The 1181-nt window shown below is 63.0% G+C and carries 2 protein-coding genes; both read left to right on the top strand.

From position 1 onward, the window contains the following. A partial coding sequence (locus ENZ74_RS32380) for an HAD-IC family P-type ATPase (RefSeq protein ID WP_127313313.1) occupies positions 1–579 on the top strand: 579 nt, incomplete at its 5' end. Between the two features lie 43 nt (positions 580–622). Further along, positions 623–1015 (top strand): DUF305 domain-containing protein, encoded by a 393-nt coding sequence (locus ENZ74_RS32375; RefSeq protein ID WP_013528057.1) that lies wholly within the window; start codon positions 623–625, stop codon positions 1013–1015. The last annotated feature ends 166 nt before the right edge of the window (positions 1016–1181 follow it).

Genomic DNA, 1181 nt, shown 5'->3' with positions numbered 1-1181 from the left:
GCCTTGATCGCCTCGGCCGTCGCCGACCCTATCAAGACAACGACGGCCGAGGCGATCAAGGCGCTGCATGAAAGCGGCTTGCGGATCATCATGGCGACCGGCGACAATGAACGCACGGCCAACGCGATCGCCAGAAGCCTCGGCATCGACGAGGTCCGCGCCGGCCTGCTGCCGGAACAGAAGGCAGCCCTTGTCGAGGAACTGCGCGCAAAAGGCACCGGCGTTGCCATGGCCGGCGACGGCGTCAACGATGCACCGGCCCTTGCCGCCGCCGATGTCGGCATCGCCATGGGCACCGGCGCCGATGTCGCCGTCGAAAGCGCCGGCATCACCTTGGTCAAAGGCGACCTCAACGGCATCGTGCGGGCGCGCACGCTGGCTCAGGCGACGATCCGCAACATCCGCCAGAACCTGTTCTTTGCCTTCCTCTACAACGTGCTTGGCGTGCCGGTCGCCGCCGGCGTGCTCTATCCGCTCACCGGCACGCTGCTGTCGCCGATGCTGGCAGCGGCGGCGATGAGCCTGTCCTCGGTGTCGGTGATCGCAAACGCATTGCGGCTGAGAACATTGAAACTCTGATCCAAGCCCCCAAATACGAAACCCATCCAACAGGAGACCATGTATGACCTTCGCCAAAAAACTCGTGCTGCTGCTGATGGCGGCCGGAATGCTGGTTGCCGTCTTCCTCGAAAGCGTTCCGGCGCAGAGCGAAGAGATGAAACACGACATGGGCGCTATGGCGACGGACGCGACCAGTCCTTCGACGGAAGGCTACAAGGCGGCGATGGACAAGATGCATGCCGACATGATGGCGTCCGACTATACCGGCAATGCCGACGTCGATTTCGTCAGAGGCATGATCCCGCACCATCAGGGTGCGATCGACATGGCCAAGGTTGAACTTGCCAATGGCAAGGACCCGGAAATCCGCAAGCTGGCCGAAGGCGTCATCGCCGCGCAGGAAGCAGAGATCAAGCAGATGCAGGCCTGGCTCGCCGCCCATCCGGTGAAGTAAGTCTTCAGCCATCGCCAGCGCGGCGAGAACGCCTCTGGATTTATCGCCCAGCCTGTGATGCGATCCGGCCCCAACTGGAGCCCGCCATGCCACCGACCATCAGAACCACCAAACTGCCCTCCGGCGAAGCCGTTCAGGTGCTTGGCCAGGGCACATGGAAGATGGG

The sequence above is a fragment of the Mesorhizobium sp. M7A.F.Ca.CA.002.15.2.1 genome, from assembly GCF_003998715.1.
Taxonomy (GTDB): domain Bacteria; phylum Pseudomonadota; class Alphaproteobacteria; order Rhizobiales; family Rhizobiaceae; genus Mesorhizobium; species Mesorhizobium ciceri.
This window is presented reverse-complemented; position numbering and strand designations above follow the sequence as displayed.

Excerpts from the sequence above, each read along its gene's own strand:
- ENZ74_RS32375 (WP_013528057.1), top strand. The coding sequence starts at position 623 with ATGACCTTCGCCAAAAAACTCGTGCTGCTGCTGATGGCGGCCGGAATG.